The 24163-nt window shown below is 73.4% G+C and carries 24 protein-coding genes; 11 read left to right on the top strand and 13 right to left on the bottom strand.

All coding sequences use genetic code 11. The annotated features are described in order from the left end of the window. Positions 1 to 34 precede the first annotated feature (34 nt). Positions 35 to 598: a MarR family winged helix-turn-helix transcriptional regulator gene (locus OG906_RS30820; RefSeq protein ID WP_329447343.1), complete on the bottom strand. Its 564-nt coding sequence runs from the start codon at positions 596 to 598 to the stop codon at positions 35 to 37. Between the two features lie 137 nt (positions 599 to 735). On the opposite strand from OG906_RS30820, the gene OG906_RS30825 reads away from it, so the two are divergent. Next, on the top strand, positions 736 to 1149 hold the full coding sequence (locus tag OG906_RS30825) for an organic hydroperoxide resistance protein (RefSeq protein ID WP_267798256.1): 414 nt from the start codon (positions 736 to 738) through the stop codon (positions 1147 to 1149). Positions 1150 to 1324: 175 nt separating this feature from the next. Here OG906_RS30825 and OG906_RS30830 read toward each other — a convergent pair whose 3' ends face one another. Beyond that, positions 1325 to 1771 (bottom strand): hypothetical protein, encoded by a 447-nt coding sequence (locus OG906_RS30830; protein ID WP_329447344.1) that lies wholly within the window; start codon positions 1769 to 1771, stop codon positions 1325 to 1327. Between the two features lie 176 nt (positions 1772 to 1947). Between OG906_RS30830 and OG906_RS30835 the strand changes: the two genes are divergently transcribed. The 3 genes from OG906_RS30835 to OG906_RS30845 are packed head-to-tail and all read left to right on the top strand — an operon-like array spanning position 1948 to position 4735. Continuing rightward, complete coding sequence (locus tag OG906_RS30835; RefSeq protein ID WP_329447345.1) at positions 1948 to 3210, top strand: sensor histidine kinase; 1263 nt, start codon at positions 1948 to 1950, stop codon at positions 3208 to 3210. Then, entirely contained in the window at positions 3198 to 3854 is a 657-nt protein-coding gene (locus OG906_RS30840) for a response regulator (protein ID WP_267798259.1), read from the top strand. The genes OG906_RS30835 and OG906_RS30840 overlap by 13 nt, the downstream gene beginning before the upstream one ends. Next, a complete protein-coding gene (locus OG906_RS30845) occupies positions 3851 to 4735 on the top strand; it encodes a hypothetical protein (protein WP_329447346.1) in 885 nt (294 codons plus the stop codon). The genes OG906_RS30840 and OG906_RS30845 overlap by 4 nt, the downstream gene beginning before the upstream one ends. A gap of 44 nt (positions 4736 to 4779) precedes the next feature. Here the strand turns inward: OG906_RS30845 and OG906_RS30850 are convergent, their stop codons facing one another. From OG906_RS30850 to OG906_RS30875, 6 genes are all read right to left on the bottom strand, one after another. After that, positions 4780 to 5826 carry a LacI family DNA-binding transcriptional regulator gene (locus OG906_RS30850; protein WP_267798261.1) on the bottom strand — a complete coding sequence of 349 codons (1047 nt, stop codon included), beginning with the start codon at positions 5824 to 5826 and terminating at the stop codon, positions 4780 to 4782. Positions 5827 to 6055: 229 nt separating this feature from the next. Next, positions 6056 to 6568 (bottom strand): hypothetical protein, encoded by a 513-nt coding sequence (locus tag OG906_RS30855; RefSeq protein WP_329447347.1) that lies wholly within the window; start codon positions 6566 to 6568, stop codon positions 6056 to 6058. A gap of 300 nt (positions 6569 to 6868) precedes the next feature. Next, on the bottom strand, positions 6869 to 7423 hold the full coding sequence (locus OG906_RS30860; RefSeq protein ID WP_329447348.1) for a MepB family protein: 555 nt from the start codon (positions 7421 to 7423) through the stop codon (positions 6869 to 6871). Positions 7424 to 7484: 61 nt separating this feature from the next. Continuing rightward, positions 7485 to 8315 (bottom strand): hypothetical protein, encoded by an 831-nt coding sequence (locus OG906_RS30865; RefSeq protein WP_329447349.1) that lies wholly within the window; start codon positions 8313 to 8315, stop codon positions 7485 to 7487. 79 nt (positions 8316 to 8394) lie between these two features. Continuing rightward, positions 8395 to 10029 (bottom strand): FAD-dependent monooxygenase, encoded by a 1635-nt coding sequence (locus OG906_RS30870; protein ID WP_329447350.1) that lies wholly within the window; start codon positions 10027 to 10029, stop codon positions 8395 to 8397. Between the two features lie 164 nt (positions 10030 to 10193). Beyond that, positions 10194 to 10556 (bottom strand): DUF6204 family protein, encoded by a 363-nt coding sequence (locus tag OG906_RS30875; RefSeq protein ID WP_329447351.1) that lies wholly within the window; start codon positions 10554 to 10556, stop codon positions 10194 to 10196. Between the two features lie 240 nt (positions 10557 to 10796). Here OG906_RS30875 and OG906_RS30880 point away from each other — a divergent pair, with 240 nt between their 5' ends. After that, positions 10797 to 11444: a DUF4360 domain-containing protein gene (locus OG906_RS30880; protein WP_443067424.1), complete on the top strand. Its 648-nt coding sequence runs from the start codon at positions 10797 to 10799 to the stop codon at positions 11442 to 11444. A 244-nt stretch (positions 11445 to 11688) separates the two neighbouring features. Next, positions 11689 to 12045, top strand: a complete 357-nt coding sequence (locus tag OG906_RS30885) for a hypothetical protein (RefSeq protein ID WP_329447352.1) — start codon at positions 11689 to 11691, stop codon at positions 12043 to 12045. Positions 12046 to 12157: 112 nt separating this feature from the next. Here the strand turns inward: OG906_RS30885 and OG906_RS30890 are convergent, their stop codons facing one another. Further along, positions 12158 to 13078 carry an AraC family transcriptional regulator gene (locus tag OG906_RS30890; protein WP_329447353.1) on the bottom strand — a complete coding sequence of 307 codons (921 nt, stop codon included), beginning with the start codon at positions 13076 to 13078 and terminating at the stop codon, positions 12158 to 12160. A 100-nt stretch (positions 13079 to 13178) separates the two neighbouring features. On the opposite strand from OG906_RS30890, the gene OG906_RS30895 reads away from it, so the two are divergent. From OG906_RS30895 to OG906_RS30910, 4 genes are all read left to right on the top strand, one after another. Beyond that, the gene (locus tag OG906_RS30895) at positions 13179 to 14087 is read left to right on the top strand and encodes an MBL fold metallo-hydrolase (RefSeq protein ID WP_329447354.1); all 909 of its coding nucleotides are present in this window, start codon (positions 13179 to 13181) and stop codon (positions 14085 to 14087) included. A gap of 46 nt (positions 14088 to 14133) precedes the next feature. Further along, on the top strand, positions 14134 to 16791 hold the full coding sequence (locus OG906_RS30900; RefSeq protein WP_329447355.1) for a DUF7824 domain-containing protein: 2658 nt from the start codon (positions 14134 to 14136) through the stop codon (positions 16789 to 16791). A 73-nt stretch (positions 16792 to 16864) separates the two neighbouring features. Then, positions 16865 to 17212 carry a GntR family transcriptional regulator gene (locus OG906_RS30905; RefSeq protein ID WP_329447356.1) on the top strand — a complete coding sequence of 116 codons (348 nt, stop codon included), beginning with the start codon at positions 16865 to 16867 and terminating at the stop codon, positions 17210 to 17212. Next, positions 17209 to 18237: a DUF1648 domain-containing protein gene (locus tag OG906_RS30910; RefSeq protein WP_329447357.1), complete on the top strand. Its 1029-nt coding sequence runs from the start codon at positions 17209 to 17211 to the stop codon at positions 18235 to 18237. The genes OG906_RS30905 and OG906_RS30910 overlap by 4 nt, the downstream gene beginning before the upstream one ends. Positions 18238 to 18255: 18 nt before the next feature. Here OG906_RS30910 and OG906_RS30915 read toward each other — a convergent pair whose 3' ends face one another. The 4 genes from OG906_RS30915 to OG906_RS30930 form a co-directional block, all read right to left on the bottom strand. Beyond that, positions 18256 to 19230, bottom strand: a complete 975-nt coding sequence (locus OG906_RS30915; protein WP_329447358.1) for a thiopeptide-type bacteriocin biosynthesis protein — start codon at positions 19228 to 19230, stop codon at positions 18256 to 18258. Positions 19231 to 19974: 744 nt separating this feature from the next. Next, the gene (locus OG906_RS30920) at positions 19975 to 20364 is read right to left on the bottom strand and encodes a hypothetical protein (protein ID WP_267798276.1); all 390 of its coding nucleotides are present in this window, start codon (positions 20362 to 20364) and stop codon (positions 19975 to 19977) included. A gap of 316 nt (positions 20365 to 20680) precedes the next feature. Beyond that, positions 20681 to 21598, bottom strand: a complete 918-nt coding sequence (locus OG906_RS30925; RefSeq protein ID WP_267798277.1) for a MurR/RpiR family transcriptional regulator — start codon at positions 21596 to 21598, stop codon at positions 20681 to 20683. 152 nt (positions 21599 to 21750) lie between these two features. Continuing rightward, positions 21751 to 22359 (bottom strand): serine hydrolase domain-containing protein, encoded by a 609-nt coding sequence (locus tag OG906_RS30930; RefSeq protein ID WP_329447359.1) that lies wholly within the window; start codon positions 22357 to 22359, stop codon positions 21751 to 21753. Positions 22360 to 22516: 157 nt separating this feature from the next. Between OG906_RS30930 and OG906_RS30935 the strand changes: the two genes are divergently transcribed. Beyond that, entirely contained in the window at positions 22517 to 24157 is a 1641-nt protein-coding gene (locus OG906_RS30935) for an AMP-binding protein (protein WP_329447360.1), read from the top strand. The last annotated feature ends 6 nt before the right edge of the window (positions 24158 to 24163 follow it).

Genomic DNA, 24163 nt, shown 5'->3' on the forward strand with positions numbered 1-24163 from the left:
CGGACGGCCGGACCCGAACCGCCGCCCCGGGAGCTCACGCGCCCGGGGCGGCGGTGTTTCCGTCGACTTCGCCGTTCGCGGTGTCCATGCCGCCCCCGGCCCCCGGGTCCGCGCCGTCGGTGATCGCGCCGTGCGCGGCCGCGGTGTCGAGGGCCTCGGTCAGTCGGCTCAGTCGCGCCTGGAGGTCGCGGATCTCGCCGAGCTCGAACCCGGTGGCGGCGGCGATCCGGCGGGGTACCGCCACCGCCCGGGCGCGCAGCTCGGCGCCCTCGTCGGTGAGTACCGCGTGTACGGAGCGCTCGTCCTCGGTGCTCCGCTCGCGTCGGATCAGGCCGGCCGCCTCCAGCCGCTTGAGCAGCGGCGACAGGGTGCCGGAGTCGAGCCGCAGGTGTTCCCCGAGCTGCTTGACGGGCGTCGTGCCGTGTTCCCAGAGGACGAGCATCACCAGGTACTGCGGGTACGTCAGGCCCAGGTCCTTCAGGACGACCCGGTACAGGCCGCCGAACGCGCGGCTCGCGGCGTTGAGCGCGAAGCAGATCTGCCCGTCCAGGCGGAGGAAGTCCGGCTCGGTGAGGGTCTCAGGCTGCTGCTCGGTCATGTCGGCCAGTGTACCCGGGAACCCTTGCCAGCGATTCAGTTGTGCACAACCAATTTGCACACAACTCAAGTGTGTGCTTTATTGATGGAGCGGTCGGACAACGGCCGCACCGATCCACCCCTCCGAGAGGACCCCCGATGGACGCGCTGTACACCGCTGTCGCCACCGCCAACGGCCGCGAGGGCCGCGCCGTCAGCTCCGACGGCCAGATCGACCTCGCGCTGGCCATGCCCCCGGCGCTCGGTGGCAACGGCCAGGGCACCAACCCCGAGCAGCTCTTCGCCGCCGGCTACGCCGCCTGCTTCGCCAGCGCGCTCGGCCTCGTCGGCCGCCAGGCCAAGGTCGACACCAGTGAGGTGTCCGTGACCGCGGAGACCTCCATCGGCAAGGACACCGACGGCGGCTTCGCACTCGCCGTCACCCTGCGCGTCGAACTCCCCGAGTCCCTCGCCGGCGCCACCGGCGCCCAGCTGGTCGAGCAGGCCCACCAGGTCTGCCCCTACTCCAAGGCCACCCGCGGCAACATCCCCGTCGAGCTCGTCGTCGAATAGCCCGACCGGTGGCGCCGCACGCGCCGCCCCACCGTTCACGGCGCCCCTCCCGAGGGGCGCCGCAGGCGTGTGCACCCACACCCCGCTGCATGGCGCCCACACACGACGCCCACGCACGTCCCCACGCGCGACGCCGACACGTTCCCACGCGCGACGCCCCCACACACGTCCCCACTCACGCCGGCCGCCGAACCGCCACGACCGCGCAGACCGCGGCCAGCGGCAGTTCCGCCACCGCGGCGAGCGCCAGCGCCATCCCCTGGCCGCTCGTGCCGGCCGAGGTGGTGACGTCGAACCACGCGTCCATCACCAACAGGGCCGCCGTCGCCCCCGCCACCGCCGACACCCGGGGGTCGCCCCTGCGCAGCAGCGCACCCGTACCGGCCAGGCCGGCCACCAGCATCGCGTCCAGACCGATCCACGCGGTGGACCAGTACGACACCTCGGTCGTGTGCGGCACCGTCTTCGCCAGCACCACCATCCACGGGACCAGCGCCAGCCCGGCGCCCGAGAGCACCGTCGAGAGGCGCGGGACGCGGACGTCGGACCGGCGGAGCCGACCGGCCGCCGCCCGTCGGGTCGGGGGTCGGTGCGCGACGCGCTGCGGGGAGACGAGGGCCATGGGTGCGGAACTCCTTCCGACCCGACGGTCCGTCCGCCGGGCACTCCACGACTCTCGTGCCCGGGGCGCGGAAGATCAGTAGCTCCACCGTCCGAACCGGGGGTGGTGCCAGGTACACCCCGGGGCGGGCGCCAGGGTGGTCGAACACCCCCTGACGTGCGATTAACGTACGACGCATGGCATTTCGCGGTGCGTTGAGGCGTACGTACACCTGGATCGCCGCGCACACCCCGTGGTCGGCGTGGGCCCGGGGCAACACCGCCTTCTGCGCGGCCGCGATCCCACCCGCCCTGCCCGTCCTGCTCGGCGTGGTCTTCCTGTGGGTGTGGCCCCGCAGCCCCGTCCCGCTCCTCCTCGCCCTCGCCTGCGGTCCCCTCCTCACCCGGCTCCAACGCAGCCGCTTCCGGGCGCTGTTGGACCGCGACGTGCCGGAGGTCGCCCGCGCACACCCCTGGCGCACGGTGCGCGGCCTGGCCGAACGGCTGACCGCCGAGTCGACCTGGCGCCAGTACGGCTACCACCTGTTGGTCAGCCCGGCCGCGGCCCTCGGGGGAGCCGTACTGGTCCTCCTCTGGATCGGCGGCCTCGCCGGCACCTCCGTGTACGCCTGGTCCTGGATGCTGCCCACCGACGACCCGGAGTTCGGGCAGGGCGTGACGCGTTCGTACGACACCCTCACGGTCGCGGGCGCCCTGCTGCTGCTCGCCGCCCCGTGGTGGGCGGCGCTCCTCACCCGACTGGACACGCTCGCGGGCGCCGCCCTGCTCGGGCCCAGCCGGGCGGGGGAGTTGCTGCGCCGGGTCGAGGACCTGGCCGAGAGCCGGGCGGGCGTCCTGGACGCCGCCGACCTCGAACGTCGGCGCATCGAAAGGGACCTGCACGACGGAGCCCAACAGCGCCTGGTGTCCCTCGCCATGAACCTCGGCATCGCCCGCGCCACCCTGACCGACCTGCCGCCCGAGGTCAGGGCCGTCATCGACGAGGCGCACCGCGAGGCGAAGGAAGCCATCGAGGAACTCAACAACCTGGTACGGGGCCTGCACCCGGCCGTCCTGGAGGACCGCGGGCTCGACGCCGCGCTCTCCGGGATCGCGGCCCGAGCCCCGCTCCCCGTCGAACTGTCGGTGGACATCGCCGTGCGCCCCGGCTCGACCATCGAGGCCGTCGCCTACTTCGTGGTGTCGGAGGCGCTCGCCAATGTGGCCAAGCACGCCCGCGCCACCCGCTGTTCCGTGTGGATCGGCCGGATCCCGGGGCGACGGGGGGACCTGCTGCGCGTCGTCGTCACCGACGACGGTGTGGGCGGCGCCGACCCGGCGGGCGGGACCGGCCTGACCGGACTGCGCAAACGCATAGGGTCCGTCGAGGGAACCATCATGATCGAAAGCCCTCTCGGGGGCCCGACCGTCGTCACCGTGGAGCTGCCGTGCGTGCTGTGATCGCCGAGGACTCCGTTCTCCTTCGCATAGGACTCGTCAAACTCCTCGACATGGCCGGATTCGAGGTCGCGGCCGAGGTCGACGACGGCGAGGCCCTGCTCGCGGCGGTCGAGGAACACAAGCCGGACCTCGCCCTGGTCGACGTGCGGATGCCGCCCGACTTCACCGACGAAGGCGTCCGGGCCGCCCTCGTGATCCGCCGCCGACACCCCGACACGGCCGTGCTGCTCCTCTCCCAGTACGTCGAGGAACGCTACGCGGCCGAACTGCTGACCACCCAGGGCGGTGCGGGCCTCGGCTACCTCCTCAAACAACGCGTCGCCGACGTCGAGGAGTTCGTCGCCGCACTGCGCCGGGTCGCGGCGGGCGGCACGGCACTCGACCCGCAGGTCGTCGCCCAACTCCTGCTCCGCCGCGGCGGCGGCAAGGACCCGCTGGAGCGACTCACCCCCCGCGAACGGGACGTACTGGCCCTGATGGCGGAGGGGAAGTCCAACGCCGGGATCGCCGCCGAACTCGTGGTGAGCGAGAGCGCGGTGGCCAAACACATCAACAACATCTTCGCCAAGCTCGACCTGCCGCCGGCCGACGGCGCCCACCGCCGGGTCCTCGCCGTCCTGCGCTTCCTGGACGGCGCGTCGTGACCGGGACCGCCGCGACCGGGACCGCCGCGAGGGGGACGGCCCCGCCGCGGGCGGGCCGGCGCACGGCATGGCTCGCCGCCGCGTGGCTCGGCGCCGTGCTCGTGGTGATTCCCGCCGCCTGGCAGGCGTGGACGTACGGAAACACCCGGCAGGGGAGCGTCGCCGGGGGCGACGACGGCCGACCGGTGACCGCGCTGGAGATCGTGGCGGGCGGCTCCGACGTCACCGTCACCCCGCGCGCGGACCGGCAGGTCTCCTACCGGGCGGACCTCGGCTGGTCGTTCCGAAGGCCCACCATCGAGGAGAGCCGGCTCGGGGACACCCTGCGGCTCACCCCGCACTGTCCCGGCGGCGCCGGCGACTCGGGCCTTCCCGGTCTCCGCTGCTCCGTGCGGCTGTTCGTGACCGTACCCGCCGACATCCCGATCAAGGTGACCGCGGGCTCCGGCCGGGTGGACATCGGCGGCCTGGGCGGCGCCGTGGACGCGGACGTCGACTCCGGCACCCTCCACCTCACCGGGCTGCGCGGCCCGGTGCGCGCCCGCGTCGGATCCGGGCAGCTGGACGCCACCGCCCTCACCTCCCCCCAGGCCGAGCTCCGGGTGGGCTCCGGCCGCGCCGCGGCCGCCTTCCTGACCCCGCCGGGGCAGGTGACCGCCCGCGCCGGCTCCGGCCGGCTGGACCTCACCTTCCCGACCGCCACCCGCTTCCGGGTCGACTGCGAGGCGGGCGCGGGCCGCTGCGAGGTGGACGGGGCCCTGCGCGATCCGGCCGCCCCCGGCACCCTGACGCTGTCGGCCGCCTCGGGCCGGGCCCAGGCCGGGTACGCCACCCCCTCGACCCCTTGGACACCGGAGCACCCCTCGACTCCGGCCCGGTGACCGAGTACGCCTCTTCGGTGCTCCGTTGACGGCCTTCCGACGTCTCAGGCCGAGGCGCGGCGCACGAGGACCGTCGGGGTGATCACCGGGCGGGGTGGTCGGGGAGCCGTCTCGGCCCGGTGCAGGGTGTCCAGCAACAGACGGGCCATCAGCCGCCCCATCCCCTCCACGTCCTGGCGCACCGTGGTCAGCGGCGGATCGGCCGCCTCCGCCACCAGTTCGGTGTCGTCGAAGCCCACGAGCGCCACGTCGCCGGGGACCGACCGGCCGTGCTCGCGCAGCACGGCGAGGGCCCCCGTGGCCATCAGGTCGTTCGCCGCGAACACCGCGTCGAGCGCCGGACGGCGGTCCAACAGCTGCCGCATCGCACGGGCCCCGCCCGCCGAGGTGAAGTCCCCCTCGGCGGTCAGCGCGGGATCGGCGTCGCGCAGTACGTCCCGATAGCCGTCGAGCCGGTCGGCCGCCGAGGTCTGGTCCAGGGGGCCCGCGATGTGCGCGATGTGGCGCCGTCCCTGGGTGAGCAGGTGGCGTACGGCCTCCCGCGCGCCCCCGCGGTTGTCGGCGTCGACGTACACCACGCCGAGGTCCCCGGATCCGGCCGTCCAGCCCGGCCGGCCACCGTAGACCGTGGGCATGCCGATGCGTCGGGTGATCTCGGGGAGCGGGTCGTCGGTGTGCAGGGAGAAGGCCAGGGCGCCGTCGACGTGCCCACCGGCCAGGTACCGCTCGATCCGGTCGTAGTCCCCGCGATCCTCGACCAGGAGCAGGACCAACTGCTGGTCCTGCTCGGTGAGTTCCTTGCTGATCCCGCGCACCTGGCGGGAGAAGAAGGGGTCGGAGAAGATCCGGACCTCGGGTTCAGCGATGATCACGGCCACCGCTCCGGTCCGCCGCGTGACCAGGGTGCGCGCCGCCGGGTTGGGGACGTAGCCCAGTTCCAGGACGGCCTTGCGGACCCGGTCCACCAGGTGCGAGCGGACGCCGTCCCCGCCGTTGACGACGCGTGACGCGGTGGCTCTGGACACCCCCGCTCGCGCGGCCACGACCTCCAGGGTCGGTCGGTTGACGGGAACGCGATGCTGTTCGGGCACGTACGCTCCCTCATGCGTGACCGCGGGCGGTTGCCTCGCCGGGCAGCAGGCTAACCCGTACCGCCGGGAGCGCGAGGGCGCTCCCGGCGAATTCCGGTCGTACGGGGCGGTGCCGAGGAGGCGTCGCAGGAGGGGTGGGTGTCCGGCCGTCGGGACCGCGGTCCCGGATCGCCGGGCACGGCGCGGGGGCGCTGATGCCCCGGACTCCACTAGGTGCGGAGCGTCGCCGCTACTTGCAGAACTTCGAATTCAGCGCGGCCGTCACGCCCGCGTTGAAGCCCTTCTCGAAGTTCGGGTCGACAGCCTGGAGGTTCTTGTTCGCGTTCGGCTTCTTGCACAGTTCCTTCGTGTCCTCGAAGCCCTGCTTGAAGCCCTTGCGGAACTGGTCCTGGGTGTCCTTCTGTTCGGCCTGCTTGACGGTGCCGCACTGGGTCCTACCCTTGCTCCCTTCCTTCACGGAGAACGAGCTGCCGGCCTTCTGGCCGACCAGCTTGAACGTGCCGTCCGCGCTGGTCCGAACCTGCTGGTTGCCGCTCTTGGACAACACGAGGACGTCGACGGCCGGTTTGAACCCGTTTCCCTTGACGTCCACCCGCTTGGCATCGACGGTGTTGGCCGTCACGGTACAGGTGGCGGAAGGCACCGCCGCCTGCGCCGGGGCGGCCACCAGCGCCGCCGACCCCAACGCCAGCAAGGACACCCCCACCGGGGCGACCACGGCCATTCGCATACGCCGATTCATCGTTTCTCCTCTCGTCGAGGAGATCACGGGCAGCCCGGCAGCCGAATGTCGCCGAGCCCGGAGAGGCGGGCCCGCCGAGCGGAACCCTTCGAGCGGGATCCTGGCCCCGACCCGCACCCTCGCACGGCCTGCACCTCACCGGCGCCGACCCGGGTGATCTCACGAGATGTCTCCATCGTCCCGCCGTCGGCCCCCCGTGTCGACCGGGGCGACCGCCGGCCGAAGCGACCGGTGCGCCCCGGTGGAAGAGGCACCCCGGGCACCGGCCTCCCGGGCCCCCGACAAGGCCGCCGTCCTCGTTCAGGCGCGGTAGAGCGCCCGCGCCCGTTCCAGGTCCACGGACCCGTCCCCGGGCAGCGCGAGGAAGTGCTCCAGCTGCCAGGACCGGGTGCGTTCGGCCTGTCGAGCGGTCGGCGACGCCCACGGCGGATAGACGCGAAAGCCCCGCTTCCCGCCGACGCCGTCCCGGGACACGACGTCCCGCGCGCAGAGCACGGCGGACGGGAAGACGAACTGCCCGTGGTCCGCCCCGTCCCGGCAGTCGATGACGAACAGGCCGACGCCGTCGCCCGTGTCGAACGGCCGGATCGGGCCCTCCGGGGACCGCTGCCACACCGTGACGAACTGGCCCACCTTGGTCGGTGTCGTCCTGGCGACCCGGAACCTGACCGGACGACCGTTCACGGACAGCGCGTACGCCCCGTAGTCCGCGCTCTCCTCCTCGGCGACGGGCGCCGGGCAGTCGAACCCGCAAGGGTCGTAGACGAGGGACTTCGCCGCGACGAGCCCCTCGGGTACGGGGCCGGCGGTCGGGTCGCCCCAGGGCTGTGCGGGTGTTGCGTGGTGCGCGGTCATGCCCCGATCCTCCCACCCGTCGGTGACAAGAGCCCGGGGACCCCGCCCCACACGTCGGCCGCTACCGCGCGGCCGCGCCCCGGGAGAACTTCTCCCACTGGGCGGTGACGATCTCCCCGGGCACCCCGCCGAAGTCGTCCACGCCGAGCATGTCGGAACGGAAGGACAGGGTGACCGCGTCGGACCGCACCAGCGTCAGATACGTGTACAGCGAGGCGCCCTTGTCCTTCACGTCCTGCACCACGATCCGGTAGGCCAGCGCCTCGTCTCCCAGCTTCGGCGCCGGCACGGGCTCCACCCGGAGCACCTTCGCGTCGACCAGGGTGCGCTCCTCCGTGTACCCGGCCGCGCACCGCTTGCCCGCGTCGGCCAGCGACTTCATGACCGAACCGGCCGCGCCCGCGTCCTTGTACGAGCGCAACAGCACGTCGGTGTCGACCCCGAACACCTCGTCCGGGACGCTGACCGGCGCGTAGGCCTGCGCCGTGTGGCCCGCCCGGCCCAGGCCCGTGAGGGGTTGGCAGACCGCCGGAGCGGCGTCATAGATCTCGTCGAAGGGCTCGTCGAGCAGTGCCGGGCCGCTCTCGTACGGACCGGCCTTCTCTCCCGACGCCAGCACCAGGCGGCCCAGGCGCTCCGCTTCCGGTCCGGAGGTACCGGCCGGGCTCGGGGTGCCGCTCGCCGCGGTCGCGGTGGCGGCGCCCGCCGCGGGCCGCGTGTCGCCGGTCGCCCGCGGGGTGGCACCCGAGGCGGCGGCCTTCGCCTTCCGGTCCGTCCCGTTCTCGTCCGTCTCGCCGGATCCACCGCACGCGGCGCTCCCGAACAGCAGGGCCGCCCCCATCACGACGGCCGTCGCGCGACCGACCCGGTTGTTGTTCCCCACCCCGTGCATGTGCTGTTTCCCCCCGAAGGCTCGTACCGGAGCCCTGATTGTGCAGGACGCCGGGCTGCCCTCCCACACGGGCCCACCCTCAGGTCCCGAGGACCCCCTCAAGGTGGCTGACCAGCGCCTTCCCGGCCGGCAGGGCGATGCGGGCCCCCAGGTAGCCGTCCGGCCGCACCACGAACAGCGTCGACCCGCGCGCCGCGTAGAGCCGGGCGAACTCATCCCGGTCGTCGCGGTAGACCGGCACGGGGGCGCCGTCGGCCGGGACGCCGTCCGCGACCACGGCACAGACATCCGCCCCACCCGCCGGGAAGTCCCCGGCGAGGGTGGCGAGTTCGGTCATCGCGTCGGTGTCCGGGCCCGTCAGGTACAGCACGCACACGTGGTCCCGATCCCTCAGCAGGTCGTACAGACGCAACGGGTGGGCGGCGATGGGTGTGGTGAGGCCGCCGCAGTCCGGAGCCCGGTCACCGGGCTGCGGACCGTCCGTCCCGTCGGCCTCCGCTCGTCCCACGATCGGGCTGCCGCGGTAGCCGACGAGGAGTTGGGCCTCGCGCATCATCACCGTCGCCGGGTCGCCCGGATCGGCCTGCACACCCTCGGCGGCGTGCCGCACCGTCCGGCCGACGACCTCCTCGCCGATCGGGCGCCGCTCCGCGTCGTAACTGTCCAACAGCAGCGGAGGGGCGGCGCCCCCGACGGCCAGGGCGAGCTTCCACGCCAGGTTCCACGCGTCCTGGATCCCGGTGTTCATGCCCTGCGCGCCGGTCGGCGGATGAATGTGCGCGGCGTCTCCGGCGACGAAGACCCGCCCCTGGCGGTACCGGTCGGCGATCCGGTGGCTGATGCGGAACACCGACGACCAGCGCATGGTCGAGGCCACGGTAGGCCGCGGCGACATGCGGTCCAACACCGCCTGGATGTGGGAGAGTTCAGGGGCCCGGCCACCGTCCAGCCCGTGCGCGATCCCGTCCCCGGTCCGCTCCGCCGCGGACGACAGCTCGTCCGGGACCGACATCGACACGCGGTAGCGGCGGACCCCGGGGAGCGGGATGCACACCAGGACGTCGTCCACGACGCCCCCGCCGTCGCGGTGCATGGCCCGCACCCCGTAGCCGTACGGCAGGTCCCAGTCGACCTCGATGTCCGCCAGCATGTACTCCGCGGGGAACGCACCCCCCGCGAAGTCGAGCCCCAGCCCCTTGCGAACGGCGCTGTGCGCGCCGTCGCAGCCCACCAGGAAACGGGAGCGGACCTCTTCCTCGGCGCCGGTCACGACGTCCACCAGTCGACTGGTCACCCCGTCGGCGTCCTGGGTGAACGACACCAACTCCTTGCTCCGCTCGATGCCGGTCCCGAACCGGTCGAGGAACTCCTCGAGGATCCGCTCGGTCTCGTTCTGCGGGAGGGCGGCGAACCCGTACGGCACCTCGGGCGGCAGCTTCAGATCGAGGCGGGGCTGCTCGACGCCGTTGACGTACGTGAGCTGCCCGCGCATCGGGACGGCCGCCTCCAGCACGGCGCGGACGAGGCCCGCCCGGTCCCAGAGTTCCAGGGTGCGGGGCTGGATGCCGACCGCCTTCGCGTACGGCAGCCTCGCCGGGAGCCGGTCCACGAGACGACATCCCACCCCGCGCCGCCGCAGCTCCGCGGCCGCGGTCAGACCCACCGGGCCCGCGCCCGCGACCAGTACGTCCGTGTGTCCGTCGGTGTGCGCCACTGGTCACTCCCCGGCCGAGTCCCCCGTACGGAAGCAGGTCCCCTCCATGGTGGCCCGACGACCGGACCCCGGCCACCGCTCCCCGGGCGGGGCGGTGGCCGGGATCCGGAGGCCGCCACCCGCTCGCGGCCGGACGCGCATTCCGGTGGGGGCGCTCCCGCCCGTCAGTCGGTGCTCGTCCCGGCGGCCGCCTGGCGCTGGCGCTTGCTCAAGGGGGCCAGGGTCATGTCCTGGGCATGGGTCCTGAAGTGCTTGAAGGCGTACCCGCGCTCGGACAGCCAGGCCTCGGCGGCCAGCTCGGCGCGTGCCGTCGCGTCGTGGATGTCCTCCTCGGTCTCGCCCGACTCCAGGAAGCGGAACGTGTAGGAGTCCCGCGCCGTGATCTCGTACGTGAGGTGCCCCTCGGGGGTGAAGCCCGCGCGCAGCAGGTCGTGCTCCGGGGCGGCGGCCAGCAGCGTCGCGCGCTGCTCGTCGGTGAGCCGGACGAAGGAGCCGCGGACGGTGATGCGGAAGGTTCGGGTGGTCATCGCGTCAGCCTAGGCGGGGGACGTGGCGGACGCACGGGTGTTTCGGATCCGGAGGCGACCGTCCGAGGGCGGGGCACCCGGGGTTTCCCGGGGGCGGGGGCCGCGTGGAGGGGCCACTGCACCAATCGAGTGGCCGATATCTCACGGATTAACGATTCTGCGGGGCGCCGCGCCGTGCAACCGGGTGAGGCCGCGTGCCCTTCCGGCCCCCCGGTCGTCCCGAGCGCTATCCATGGCAACGTGATCAAGTCACTGCGCACCACACTCACCGCAGCCCTCGTGACCGGCACCCTCGTCACGCTCGCCCCGGGCGCCGGGGCCACCCCCGCCGCGCCGACCGACCGCGTCACCGTGGACGTCGCCTCGGTCAACGGATCGGGCTGCAAGCCCGGTACCGCGACCGTCGACGTGGCCCCGGACAACTCGGCGTTCACCGTCGCCTACAGCGAATACCTGGCCCAGGCCGGCGGGGGAGTCCCCGTCACGGAAGGCCGCAAGAACTGTCAGCTGGCCCTGACCGTGCACGTACCCCAGGGCTTCACCTACGCGGTGTCCAAGGTGGACTACCGCGGCTACGGCAACCTGGAGCAGGGAGCCACCGGCACCCAGAAGGCCAGCTACTACTTCCAGGGCATGAGCCAGACCGCGTCCCGCACCCACACGTTCCAGGGGCGGCTGAACAACAACTGGCAGGTGACGGACACCACGGACATCGAGGCGCTCGTCTTCGCGCCCTGTGGCGCGCAGCGCAACTTCAACATCAACACCGAGCTGCGCACCACCGCCGGGACCGACACCTCGAAGACGAGCTACATGGCGGTCGACTCCACGGACGGCACCATCAACAGCGTCTACCACTTCTCCTGGAAGAGCTGCCCGGACCGCTGACCCGCCCCGGCCACCGACCCACCCCCGGGCCCCGTTCGCGCGATGTCCGTGCCGTGTCCCGTCCGCGCAGTGCCGTTTCGGCAGTGAACTCCGCCACTCGATCAGGTGAGTTCGGGTGTGGCGCCGTGTCGTGTGCGGGCACCGGGGGACTAGACCCATGGGTGATCACCTTTCCCGCGGGCACCCGGGGCGACATCCCCGAGTGCCCGTGCTTTCCCCTGTTTCCGACCATGAGAAGGCCCTCGTGAACACCACCCTGCGCCGCATCGCCGGCACGTTCGCCGCGACCGCCGCCCTCGCGTTCCTGACCGCCGCACCTTCCGACGCCGCTGCCGCCCGACGGGTCGATACGCAGTGCGGCACCTACATCTGTGTCCACACCGCCCACCACAACCGGTTCGTGCAGGACATCACCGTGCAGACCAAGGACGGGGTGTCCGGCACCCTGCGCGCCTACTGGGGCAACTTCCACAGCGGCCGGGTGAACGCCGCCTCCCGGCGGTGGGAGGTCGGCTACGAGCAGGACGGTGCGAGCCTCGTGTGCGGCGGCCTCGAACGCGACGGGCGCAGCATCGAGGACGGCATCTGCGTGACCATCTGAGCGACGGGCGGTCGAACCGGCTCCGGGAACGATCCCGCCGTACCGTCCTGGCGGCGGGATCGCACCCGACCCGACCCGACCTGAAGCGGGCCGAACCGGACCGACCGCGCCGTCACGCCGGCGCCGCGCCGTGCTCCCGGTAGCGGCCCGGAGTCGTGCCGAACTCCCGGTTGAAGGCGTGCGAGAAGGCGTACGGAGTCCCGTACCCCACCCGGCGTGCGATGGCCGCCAGCGGGTCCGGGGTGTCGCGGAGCAGGGCCGCGGCGGCGGTCAGCCGCCACCAGGTCAGGTAGGCCATCGGAGGCCGCCCCACCAGGGCGGTGAACCTGCGGGCCAGCGTCGGGCGCGAGACCCCGACCTCGGCGGCCAGGCTCTCGTTGGTCCACGGCGCGGCCGGGTCCGCGTGCAGGGCCCGCAGCGCGGTGGCCGTCACCGGGTCGCCGAGCACCGCCGACCACACGCCGGTACCGTCCTCGGCCATCCACGAGCGGATCATGTAGACGAACAGCAGGTCGAGCAGACTGGGCACGGCGATCCCCGCGCCCGGCCGCAGGCCCCCCAGCTCGCCCCCCAGCAAGTCGATGGCGGAGCGGAGTTCGGGATGACGGCCCACACGGTTCGGCAGGTGCGCCACGGTCGGCAGCTCCCGCATGAGGGGGTGGGCACGGCTGCGGTCCAACCGGTACTTGCCGCAGAGCAACTCCACCGCCCCGGCCTCGGACGCCGGGTGGTGCGCCGGGCCGTCCGGCCGCCAGTCCTCGAAGGGCACCGCCCGCTCCAGGCTCGCGGCGTCGGCCCGGACGTCGGCGAGCAGGTGACCCGTGCCGTGCGGCAGCAGTACCGCGTCGCCCGTCCCCAGCCGGACCGGTTCCCCGCCCTCCGGGAACAGCAGGCACGCGCCCTCCAGGACGACGTGGAAGCCGGCGCCCTCGTACGGGTCCAGACGCGTTGCCCAACCACCGCTCACCCGGACCCGGTTGGAGGAGGGCCGTCCCGTGCGGACGGTCGAGATCGCATCGCTCACCACATCCATGACGTCAGCGTAGTCCGCGCGTCAGCGGTGAGAGCCTCGCGTATTCACATGAGCAGGAAGAGCATTGAGGGGCTCACCGGACCCCCCTAGGATCGTGATCATGAAGAGTGACAGCGAGCAGGGCATCGTACTGGGCGACGTCGAGGTCATCCGGGTCGTCGAATGGCAAGGGGCCTTCGCGTCCGCCCTCGACGTCGTCCCGGATTCCGGGACCGAGGTGTGGAAGGACAACGCGGACTGGCTGTCCCCGGACCACTGGGACCCGGGGACCGACCGCGTGACGGTCGCGCTCCAGACCTGGGTCCTGCGCAGCGCCGGACGGACCATCCTGGTCGACACCGGCGTGGGAAGCATGCGCGAGCGACCCGGCGCGCCCGCGTTCCACCACCGACAGGACGACTTCCTCGGCGCACTGGCCCACGCCGGTGTCCGGCCGCAGGACGTGGACCTCGTCGTCAACACCCACGTCCACGCCGATCACGTGGGCGGAAACACCGTCGACGCCGCGGGGGAGTGGGTCCCGGCCTTCCCCAACGCCCGGTACCTCGTCCCGGCGGCCGACGACTTCCACTTCGGCCCCGACAACGGGTACGCCCGGGGTCTGCGGGCGGACGACCGGCTGATCTACGAGGACAGCATCGCGCCCCTCCACCGGTCGGGCCAGGCCGTTCTCTGGGAAGGTTCCCACCGCATCGACGAGAACCTCGTGCTGGAGCCCGCTCCCGGCCACACCCCCGGCTCCTCCGTCCTGCGGCTGGCCTCGGGACGGGACCGGGCGGTCTTCGTCGGGGACCTCCTGCACAGCCCGGTGCAGATACTGGAGCCCGCCTGGAACAGCTGCTTCTGCATGGACGCCGGGCAGGCCGCGGCCAGCCGCCGCCGGATCCTCGAACAGGCCGCCGATCTCAACGAGTTGGTGGTGCCCGCGCACTTCGGCGGTGGCGGCGCGGTGGAGGTGCGACGCCGGGGAACCGGGTTCGCCCTGGGGGCGTGGGCGGACTTCGAGTGACGCCGCCGGGGGAGCGTTGTCAGTCCCCGGACCTAGCGTTTCACCCATGACCCTCCCGATGAACGACGTCCTCGACGCGGTGCGCGCAGGGCGCACCGAGCGCCTCCCCGCACTGCTGGGTCCCCTCACCCCGGCCGAGCGCCGCGCTGTCCTCGGTGAACTCACCGCGTTGCGCCGGGAGGTCCGGGGATGGGGCTGGGACCGCGGCTCCGAACGCGACCGGATGCGCGGCGCACTGCTCGTCGCGGGGGCCGGCTGCCACACCGGAGCCGCCGCCGCGGCCTCCTGGATCGGCTCCCGTGAGCTGCGCGACTGGCGGGAGCCGCCCGCCGCGCTCATCCTCGAACTGCTCGCCGACCGCGACCCGAAGTGGCTCGGCGACGTCGCCCACCGCCTCGCGGCCCGCGCCGCGACGGCCGAGGCCGACTACCCGCTGATCCGGGAACTGGTCCGGCTCGCCGACTGCGCCGTCCCCACCACCGACGCGTTCGTGTCCGGCTGGGTCCGCTCCCTGGTCCCGCAAGGCCCGGGCGCACGCCTCCCGCTGTCGGCAGCCCTGCGCCGGGACCCGTTCGTGCGCCACCTCGTACCCCGCCTCTTCGAGACGGCCGAGCCCCCCAACGCCCTGCTCCGGTACTCCCATCCGCGCTCCCCGAACCACTGGCCCACCGAACTGGCCGCCCTCGCGGAGGAGGGGATCGTCGAGCGCCGGGAGCTGATCGACGGATGCGTCTCGCGGCTCCTGCGCGGCGGGCGCCCGAACCCACTCCGCTTCTACCTGGTCCTCCTGGAGCGCCTTGCCCTCACCCCGGCCGAGGAGCGGGACCGGACCGCCGACTGGATCGCCATGGCCGCCGACGCGCCGTCCGCCCTCGCCGGACACGCGCAACGGGTGCTCGCCCGCCTGACCGTCGCGGGCGAACTGTCGGCGGAGAGGCTCGCGGAGATGTCGGCCGCCGTGCTCTTGCGCCCGGAGAAGAAGCTGGCCCGCGCCCAACTGATCCTCCTCGGGAAGGCGCTGCGCCGCGCTCCCGACGACCGCCACCGGCTGTTGCCGGCCGTCGCCCACGCCTTCGGGCACGAGGACACCGCCCTCCAGGAGCGCGCGCTCGGGCTCGTCGCCGCACACCTGCGGCCGCACGACGAGGAACTCCGCGCGGAACTCGCCGTGCAGAGCGAGCTGTTGAGCCCCGGCAACCGACTCGCCGCCGCGGCACACCTCGGGGTCGCCGCGGCGGCCGAGGAGGAGCCGTACGAGGAGATCCTGCCCCCGCCGCCGGTCCGCCGCCGGGTCGCCGCCACCCCGTCGACCGTCGCCGAAACCGTCGAGTTGGTTGCCGCGCTGATCGGCTCCCGGAGCCCGGACGCCGCCGAGTTCGAGACGGCGTTGGACGGGCTCGTCCGCCACGCCCACCGGGACCGCGCGGCCCTGGTCGAGGCCCTCGCGCCGGTCCTGGCCGGCCGCGGCACATCGCCGAACCCGACGGTCGACGAGAGCGGGCCGCGCGGGCTGGAGCTGGTGGCCGCGGCGGTCCTGGAACGGTTCACCCCGGAGGCGCTGCGGCCGGGCACGCGCCCACAGGTGCGCGGGTTCCACGACTCCTGCGTGCACGGCGCCCTGCGGGGGGTGATCGCCGCCCGACTGAGGGAGGTCGCCCACCGCATGGTGACCACCCCGTTGCCGTTCCTGCTCGCCACGCCCACCTGGGAGACCGGCACGATCGAGCCGGACGAACTGGTGGAGCGGCTCACCGCCTACCACCGGCTGGGCGTGGAGCCCGCGGAGGCGGACTTCGCCCAGGCGCTGCTCAGGGTCCGCCGCGACCCCACCGCCGCGGCGGCCGCGACCGCCCTCGGCACCCCTCCCGGTGCACGCCTCGCCGCATGGCTCACCACGGCCGGCGAGCCCCCGATGCTGCTGCGCCGCACGCAGGGACCCGATCCGAAGGCCGCCCACCCCTGGTGGGGACGGACCTGCGGGGCGGTGCGCAGGATCGTCATCGACACCCGCGAACGGCTGGTCCTGCAAAAGGAGTTCCCGCCCGCGTTCCGAAGGCTTGGCCGCCCGGTCGACGACCGCGGACGCCGCTGTTGGCACTGGCACGGCGACACGCTCGCGGAGCGCATGGTGCTGCCGGAGGACCGCGAGACCCAGGCGGCCTGGCTGCTCCCCGACCTCACCGCCGGCGCCACCGGCGAGGAACGCGGACCCGGCGCGCTGCTCCCGGGTCTGGCCGAGCTGGGCGGCCCGGCGGGCCCGGTACTGCACCTGGCCGTGGCCACCGGGCTCGGCTCCCGTCATGCCGAGGACCGGCTCGGGGCGGTCGACGCCCTGCTGGTGCTCGCGGGGCGGGGCGAGCTGGACGCGCCGCTGATCGGCCGGGACCTGGCCGAACTCGTCGGCCTGGGGACCGTGAAGGCGAACCGGCTCGCCGACTCCGCGCGCACGGCCGCCGCGACCGGTGCGTACGCCACCACCTGGACCCTGCTCGCGGGGGCGATCCCCGCCCTCCTGGCGCGGGACGCGGCGCCGCCGCCCGGCACCGGTGAGCTGCTGGCCGTCGCCGCCGACTGCGTGGAGCGCTGCCGGCCGGCCTCCCCGGACCCCGAGGGCCTGGCCGTGCAGGCGTCCCGGCCCGGCTCCTCCCGGCTGGTCGCCCAGGCCCGTCGCCTGCGCACCGCCCTGGCCGTGGCCGCCGCGTAAGGGGCTCTCCAACACCCAGGCACGGGAAACCTCATCGACTGATGAGCAAGATGAAGCTATCGTCATTGGCACCATGTTGCTGAGGTTGAACATCTCCGACAGTCGCCCCCTGCACGAACAGGTGGCGGGCGCGATCCGGCGGGCCGTCGTCGAGGGCGAGTGCGCCCCGGGCGATCGACTCCCGCCGGCGCGCGACCTCGCGCAGGCCCTCGGGGTCAACGCGAACACCGTCCTGCGCGGCCTGCGATCCCTGCGAGACGAAGGGGTGCTGGAGTTCCGGCGCGGCCGCGGGGTGACCGTGGCCGCCGGCGCGGACCAACGCTCCGCGCTGGTGGAGCGGATCCGTGAACTCGTCCAGGAGGCGGCCCGGTTGGGGTACGGCAAGGCCGAACTCACCCAGATGATCAGGGAGGTTCCGTGAAGGACCACGCAGACCGCGAGGGGCCCGCAGACCACAAGGAGCACCAAGGCCGCGAGGACCGCGAAGGTCACGCGGCGGGCAGGGCCACCGCCTGGGGCGCCGCCGCCTGGGCCTCGGGCGTCGGGATCCTGCTGGTCGCCATGCCGCAGGCCGCGCGGGGGCGGCTGCCGGACCGGCTCGCCACGCACTGGGGCGTCGGCGGGGCGCCCGACGGCTCGCTGCCGCTGGGGGCGGCGGCCTCGTTACCGGCTCTTGCCTGGGTGTTGCTCGTGTCGGCCGTGGCACTCGCCGCCCGGCGGGGAGCGGGGGTACGGGGATGGGCCGGAGCGACCCTGCTCTCGGTGGGCGTGGGCCTGATCGGCGCGCAGGCGGTGATCGTACGGGCGAACCTGGACCGGTCGGACTGGCATCAGGCGCGGTCCGCGACGCTCTGGTTCGGCGTCCTGATCGCGGGGATCGTGGCGGCGGCCCTCCTCGGGGTGCTGCTCGACCGTCGAGCGACGGCCTCGGCGCCGCCCGTGCCGGTCATACCCGGTGACCCCGCTCCGGAGATCCCCGAGGGGGAACGTTTCGTCTGGCTCTCGCGGGCGACGAACCCCTGGTTCCAACTCCTCGCCGCCGCCGGCGGCCTGGTGGCCGTCGCGGGTGCGCTCGCCGGCGCGGCGGGTCTCATCGGCGCCCCGTGGCCGCTGATCGCGCCGTTCGCCTTCGTCTCGGTCGTGATGTCGGCCTGCTCGTCCGTGCAGGCCCGGGCCACCGAGAAGGGGCTGGAGGTCGGCTTCGGTCCGCTCGGGTGGCCGACGCGACGGTGGGCCGCCGGCGACATCGAATCCGCCCGCGTCGAACGACGCACCCCCGCCCAGGTGGGCGGATGGGGGTACCGGCTCAGCGGGCTGGGCACGACGGTGATGCTGCGCCGCGGCGACTGCCTCGTCATCCGGGCCCGCGGCAAGGACTTCGCGGTCAGCGTCGACGACGCCGCCCGCGCCGCCGCCCTCCTGAACTCGTCCCGCGCACGCACCTGACCGGCCCGACCGGCCGGCCTACCGCGCGTCGGTGGCGGGGAGGTCCTCGGGGTGGTGTGACTTCCGCTCCCCGGTGTCCGTCAGGGCGTGGGAGGCGAGCCGGCACACGGTTCGTTGCTCGTCGGGGGCCACCCCGAGGCGGTTGAACAGCAGGTGCAGGTGCGAGGCCCACAGCGAGGCGCGCACCGCGGTCCACACCGAGGCCTGACCCGCCGCCCACACGGCCGAGCGGTCCGCGCCGTCGTCGGCCGCCGCGCGCCCGGCCACCTCCTCCAGGCGGGCGTCCGCGTCCCGCAGCCCCGCCGCCCAACGGGCCACCGGCCCGACGCCGATGCCGTTCGCCACCCCGTGCCGGACGGCGTCGGCGCGTCGCATCAGCTCCTCACGCGCGGGCCCGCCGTCGGGTTCGGCGCGCGGGGAGGGCACGGGGGCCGGGGTGTGCAGGACGTCCTCGGACCAACGCCAGCCCGTCGTCTGCCAGCGCAGCCAGCGGGCGGCCTCGTAACGGTCCATCCCGAGCGCCGCCGCCGTGGCCTGCGCGAGGTCCCCCGCCAGGGCGAGTCGCTCGCCGCCGTGCCCGGTGCGCGCGAGCCCGTCCAGGGCCACCCGGGTGGACAGGGCGAAGACGTCCTCCGTCACGGGCAGGGCGGCGGGCCCGCCGAAACGTTCCGTCTCGGGGACGTAGGGCGCCTCGTGGACCTCCGCTCCCTCGCCGAGCCGCTCCTTCACGAGGAGCGTCGCCTCGGCGTGCAGCGCGGCCACCCCGGCCGGGGTGAGGTCGCGCACCCGGACGCGCAGGTGGGGGCCGTCCACGTCGACGTGACGGACGTAGAACCACGAGGTCGCCCTGCGGTCCGACACCAGCCCGTCCAGCAGGGGAGCGAGGTCCTCGACCAGGAAGGCGTCGGTGTCCTCACCGGTCGCGCGGGCGAAGCGGGGGAAGAGGTGCAGGCTGAACCAGCGTCCGCCGGTCGCGTCGATTGCCTCGGTCACTTCGGCTCCTCTGGGGAAGAAGGGGCGGGGGCGGGGCGGGAGTTCGTCATGGGGCGGGCTCGCGTGGGGGTTCGGGTGGGGGTCGATCCGGTGGGGGGCGGATCGCTGCGCCGGGTGCGGTCGAACGGCGTGATCACCACCGTAACCGCATGCCGTGGCACGGCCGAGAGGGCGGTGTCCGGAAGTCAGTCACACTCCGCCGCGGATCGAGGGAGCCGGTGGGACCGGTGCGGTCGAAGGTACCCGGGCGCGCGACACGCGCCCGTGCCGGCGCGGACGCGCGGGGACCGGGGAGGGGCGGGCCGGCGGGGGTGCGCGCCGGGTGTCGCACCGGCGCCGGCGGTGGGCATCGGCGCCGGTGTCGGGGGTGTCGCCGTCGCCCCGCGTCGGCCGCACGCGCGGGCTCACGGGACCGGACCGGTACCCGAGGCGGTGTCCGCCACCGTCGCGCACGCGCCGGGCCGGCTCGGCGGAGGGTACGGCGGGGTCCCTCGGGCGCTCGATCACCGGGAGCCGGCGCACGATTGGCGCGGTCTCGGCCCGTCCGCCACGGCGCGGTCCCGGCTCGTCCGCCTCCGCGCGGTCACCTGGCGATCCCGCCACGGCGCGGTCACCTGGCGATCCCGCCGGGGCACGGTCGTCGTGGCGGGCCCTCGTCCGACCGCCCGCGCCCGATTGGCCCTCAGCGGGATCCGGGGTTGCGCGGAGCCGCCCCGATCCGCCGGGGTGTGCGCCCGCCGGCGGCTATCGCCTGCGCGTTCCCGCGCCGCCGCTCACGACGAGGGCGTCGGTGATGAGGCGGACCCCGCGGGCGAGCCGGCCCAACTGTTCGAGTTCGACGGCGTACATCCGGATCGTGTTCTCGATGACGGACTCCGCCACACCCATCGCGGGCAGTTCGGCGCGACTCGTCTCGAGCGCCACCCGCACCGCGCGCATCTCGTGCTGGAGCTGGAGCTGGGCGTGCCGGGTGAGGAGTACCGGATGACGGGTCAGCGTCGAGTAACCCGCGTACCGGGCCGGGAGCAGGTCGCGCAGCCAGCGCGTCGCGGTGCGTTCCCAGTCGTGGCTCCCGGGGGCCTTGACCTGACAGGGCCAGTCCGGGCTGAGGGCGGTGGAGGCCAGTTGAGGCATTCTCGTCGCTTCCGAGTGGGTGTCGAACTCTGATCGAGAGGTTGCTGGGCGGCCTCGACCCAGGGGTTGATCGAGGCCGCCATGGCGGTCTTCGGGATCCGAAAGCCCGGATCGAACACCCGGAAGCGGACTGAGGAGGCAGCGCGCGCGGTTGAGTGTTCGTTCTGGGACGGCGTGGGGACGCCCTCCTTGGCATCTGGTGGATCCCGGCCGCGCCTCAGTAAACATATATACCGTTGAGTAAGCAAGCGTATGAAAAATTACATGCGCCCCGAGGGTGTGGTGAAGCCCCGCCGACCGTCGTGCGGCAGCGGGGCTAGAGGAAGAATCCGTGCAGGTCGGCGACCTGTTCGTACCCTTCCAGGCGGGCCTGCGTCCGCTCGGGGTCGGCGTCCGCCATGGCCTGCAACAAGGCCGCGGACAGGACGTTCGGGGCCGCGTAGGAGTCGAACACGAGCCGTGACCCGGTGCCGGCGGTCAGCGCCACATCAGCCTCGTCCACCAGGGGCCCCAGTGTGGGATCGGTGATCAGCGCGATCCGCAGCCCGGCGCTGCGGGCCGCTCGCATCGCGGCGAGGGTCTCCTTGGCGTGCCGGGGCATGGCGAAGGCCAGTACCCACGTCCCACCGGCGGCCCGGGACTGGAGCAGCGCGTCGTAGGCGACGCTGCCGCCGCCGGTCACCAGGCGCACGTCGGGGTGGATCCGCCGGGCCGCGTACGCGAAGTACTCCGCCAGCGACACCGAGATCCGCAGGCCGAGGACCGTCAGGGGGACCGAGAGGGCCAGGTCGCGGCCGATGGTCAGCACCTGATCCGTGTCGGCGAGCAGCCGCCGCACGTTCTCCAGGTTCTCGATCTCCGCGTCGACGGCAGCCTGCAGCTCGTTCTGCCGTATCTGCTCGCGGCTCTCGGGGAAGCCGGCGACCGCGCTCAGGGCGATCGGCTGGAGGATGTCCCGCAGCGCCGGATAGCCGCTGTACCCCAGGGAGGTCGCGAAACGGGTCACGGACGGCTGGCTGACGCCGACGCGCTCCGCCAGTTCGGTGATCGACAGGAACGCGGCCTCGGTCAGGTGGTCGATCAGGTACTGGGCGATCCGCCGCTGGCCGGGGGAGAGCCGGCGCCCGTCGAAGAGCGCGCGCACCCGCTCGCCGGGGACGCGCTCGTGGTCCGAGGGCTGTCCGCTCGGCGTGATCGCGGCCGCCTGTGCGCGTGCCTGCTGCCCCGATGACACCGGCGGGCCTCCTTCTCATGTCACTCTTGATCAAACATAGCTCACTCATGGTGGTGGACCGGTCGGTGGTCCGCCGACGGACGGGCCCCGCGATTCCATGGTGGCGCGCCGACGTCCCGTCGTGGACCGTACCCGGCGGTCACTTCCCGTGGTCACTTCACCAGGGGGTGCGAGGGGGCGAGGGCGGCCGCGATCCGCTCGGCGACGGTCTGGGCCGTGTTCCCCTCGGGCGCGTTCGGGCCGATGGTGGTGGCGACGGCGACGGCGATGGCCGGCCGTTCGGCCGGGAGGTAGGCCTGGATCGCCGCGTACCCGGCGAACGAGGGGGTCTGCGTCACCCAGCCGTTCTGCACGACCACCCCGAGCCCGAAGTGCCGGTCCGGTTTCTGGGCGAAGCAGACCGAGGCGGGGCAGGAACTCGTGGCCGTACCGAGTCCCACCGTCCCGGGGTTCAGCTGGGTCCGCAGACCGCTCGGCGAGATCAGCTCTCCCGCCCCGATCGCCCGTGCGGAGCGTGCCAGGTCGCACACGTTGGTGGTGAGGACCGCGCCGCGCGCCGTCGTCCAGGACGGGTTCCAGAACGTGGATTCCTCGTACTTCCCGCGCTCCGCGTCGAAGGAGTGGAGGACGGGTGCGGGGATCGCGGCCGGGAAGGCGTTGGCGGTGTTCCGCATCCCGAGCGGGCCCGTGACGCGTTCCTGGAGGAGTCGGGACAGGGATCGGCCGCGTCGGGCGGGTACGTCGATGCGTGCGGGGCTCACCCCTCGATGGAACCCCCCGTCCGGCGAACCGGCCATTCGGCGCCGGAGCGCGGCGTTCTGGGGCGCGTCGAGGGGTGGCCTTCGGCCGGACCGCCGGGGATCATGAAGGGGCGCCGGCCCGCCGGGTCCGCGCCCGCCTCGACTCCAGGGGGAATGTGTGTCCGTCGTGCCGAGCCACGCGTCCGGGTCCGCCGAAGTGCCCTTGCTGGACGACACGATCCGGGAGAACCTCGACCGCGCCGTGCGGTCCTTCCCCGAGCGTGACGCCCTCGTCGACATGGCCGCCGGACGCAGATGGACGTACGCCGAACTGGCCGCCGACGTCGACGCCCTCGCGCTGGGCCTCCTCGACCAGGGCATCGTCAAGGGCGACCGGGTCGGGATCTGGGCCCCGAACCGGGCCGAGTGGACCCTGGTGCAGTACGCCACGGCCACGATCGGGGCGGTCCTCGTCACCGTCAACCCGGCCTACCGGGCGCACGAGCTGGAGTACGTGCTCGGCCAGTCCGGGATCCGCATGCTGGTCGCGGCCGAGCGGGTCAAGGCCTCCGACTACGCCGGGATGATCGAGGAAGTCCGGTCGCGCTGCCCCGACCTGGAGTTCGTGGTCCTGCTGGACGGCCCGCGGTGGACCTCCCTGCTGGAGCGCGGACGTCAGGCCGATCCTGCCGAACTCGCACGTGCGCAGGCCGAGTTGAGCCCGGACGATCCGGTCAACATCCAGTACACCTCGGGGACCACCGGCTTCCCCAAAGGGGCGACGCTCTCCCACCGCAACATCCTCAACAACGGCTTCTTCGTCGGCGAGACCTGTCACTACACCGAGCTGGACCGGGTCTGCATCCCGGTGCCGTTCTACCACTGCTTCGGGATGGTGATGGGAAACCTGGCCTGCACGAGCCACGGAGCCGCGATGATCATCCCCGCGCCGTCCTTCGATCCCGGCGCGACCCTCGCAGCGGTCGAGGCGGAGTCGTGCACCTCCCTGTACGGCGTCCCCACCATGTTCATCGCCGAACTGGCCCATCCCGACTTCGACTCCTACGACCTCTCCAGTCTGCGGACCGGCATCATGGCGGGTTCGCCCTGCCCGGTCGAGGTGATGAAGGAGGTCATCGACCGGATGGGCATGACCGAGGTGTCGATCTGCTACGGGATGACCGAGACCTCCCCGGTCTCCACCCAGACCCGCGTGGACGACTCCATCGCACACCGGGTGTCCACGGTGGGCAGGGTTGGCCCGCACCTGGAGGTCAAGGTGGTCGACCCGGACGGCGGTGGGACCGTGCCGCGCGGGGAACAGGGGGAACTGTGCACCCGCGGCTACTCGGTGATGCTCGGCTACTGGGCGCAGCCGGACCGGACCGCCGAGGTCGTCGACGAGGCGGGCTGGATGCACACGGGCGACCTCGCGGTCATGGACGACGACGGCTACCTGGCCATCACGGGCCGCATCAAGGACATGGTGATCCGGGGCGGCGAGAACCTCTACCCCCGCGAGATCGAGGAGTTCCTCCACGCCCACCCGGACATCCTGGACGTCCAGGTCATCGGCGTGCCCGACCCGAAGTACGGCGAGGAGCTGATGGCGTGGGTACGGATGCGCGAGGGGGCCGAGCCGCTCACCGCCGACGCCGTCCGCGCCTACTGTGACGGCCGGTTGGCCCGGTTCAAGATCCCGCGCTACGTCCACGTGGTGGAGGAGTTCCCCATGACGGTCACCGGGAAGATCCGGAAGATCGAGATGCGGGAGATGGCCGTGCACCTGCTCGCCCCGCCGCCGGACGCGCGAGCCTAGCGATCC

The sequence above is a fragment of the Streptomyces sp. NBC_01426 genome, assembly GCF_036231985.1.
Classification (GTDB): domain Bacteria; phylum Actinomycetota; class Actinomycetes; order Streptomycetales; family Streptomycetaceae; genus Streptomyces.

Bases quoted from the DNA above. Each gene is read 5' to 3' on its own strand.
- OG906_RS30820 (WP_329447343.1), bottom strand. From the start codon at position 598: ATGACCGAGCAGCAGCCTGAGACCCTCACCGAGCCGGACTTCCTCCGC.
- OG906_RS30825 (WP_267798256.1), top strand. From the start codon at position 736: ATGGACGCGCTGTACACCGCTGTCGCCACCGCCAACGGCCGCGAGGGC.
- OG906_RS30830 (WP_329447344.1), bottom strand. From the start codon at position 1,771: ATGGCCCTCGTCTCCCCGCAGCGCGTCGCGCACCGACCCCCGACCCGA.
- OG906_RS30835 (WP_329447345.1), top strand. From the start codon at position 1,948: ATGGCATTTCGCGGTGCGTTGAGGCGTACGTACACCTGGATCGCCGCG.
- OG906_RS30855 (WP_329447347.1), bottom strand. From the start codon at position 6,568: ATGAATCGGCGTATGCGAATGGCCGTGGTCGCCCCGGTGGGGGTGTCC.
- OG906_RS30860 (WP_329447348.1), bottom strand. From the start codon at position 7,423: ATGACCGCGCACCACGCAACACCCGCACAGCCCTGGGGCGACCCGACC.
- OG906_RS30865 (WP_329447349.1), bottom strand. From the start codon at position 8,315: ATGCACGGGGTGGGGAACAACAACCGGGTCGGTCGCGCGACGGCCGTC.
- OG906_RS30875 (WP_329447351.1), bottom strand. From the start codon at position 10,556: ATGACCACCCGAACCTTCCGCATCACCGTCCGCGGCTCCTTCGTCCGG.
- OG906_RS30890 (WP_329447353.1), bottom strand. From the start codon at position 13,078: ATGGATGTGGTGAGCGATGCGATCTCGACCGTCCGCACGGGACGGCCC.
- OG906_RS30895 (WP_329447354.1), top strand. From the start codon at position 13,179: ATGAAGAGTGACAGCGAGCAGGGCATCGTACTGGGCGACGTCGAGGTC.
- OG906_RS30900 (WP_329447355.1), top strand. From the start codon at position 14,134: ATGACCCTCCCGATGAACGACGTCCTCGACGCGGTGCGCGCAGGGCGC.
- OG906_RS30905 (WP_329447356.1), top strand. From the start codon at position 16,865: ATGTTGCTGAGGTTGAACATCTCCGACAGTCGCCCCCTGCACGAACAG.
- OG906_RS30920 (WP_267798276.1), bottom strand. From the start codon at position 20,364: ATGCCTCAACTGGCCTCCACCGCCCTCAGCCCGGACTGGCCCTGTCAG.